This window comes from Pueribacillus theae, assembly GCF_003097615.1.
Lineage (GTDB): Bacteria > Bacillota > Bacilli > Bacillales > UBA6769 > Pueribacillus > Pueribacillus theae.
Map to the genome: position 1 here is coordinate 1 of NZ_QCZG01000124.1, position 410 is coordinate 410.

The window sequence follows — 410 nt, forward strand, 5'->3', positions numbered from 1 at the left end:
AGAAAAACCGGGCAAAAAGCGGCCCGGTCCTTTTTTGTTTAGAGAACATCCGATAATTTGTACTCTACACCATGTACTCCTTTATAATACTCAGGGTACATTTTTCCTCCACATTTTTCGCATGAAAACATAGGAGGAGTTGTTGGATCACCATCATCCATCAAATCAAAATCCCTAACTACACTTAAAGGAATTTCTTCTTTTTCATGACAAACGAAACAAACATAGCTGACGCTCTGTTTCTTGGACTGCTTTAAGCTGGTGGCTTTCTTCTTTTTCTTGCTTTTTTTCGATGCCTGGATACCGGTGAGATTGTTAATCACCCTTACTAAATAATTTCTTGCCGTTTCACCTAGGGCTACTTTTATTTCTAATTTTCCATCCTCAAGACACACTTCTCCCTTGTATTC

General features: G+C 38.5%; 1 pseudogene. It reads right to left on the reverse strand.

The annotated features are described in order from the left end of the window. Positions 1-204: 204 nt before the first annotated feature. Positions 205-410 (reverse strand): annotated as a pseudogene (locus tag DCC39_RS19970) (IS91 family transposase); the annotation flags it as partial.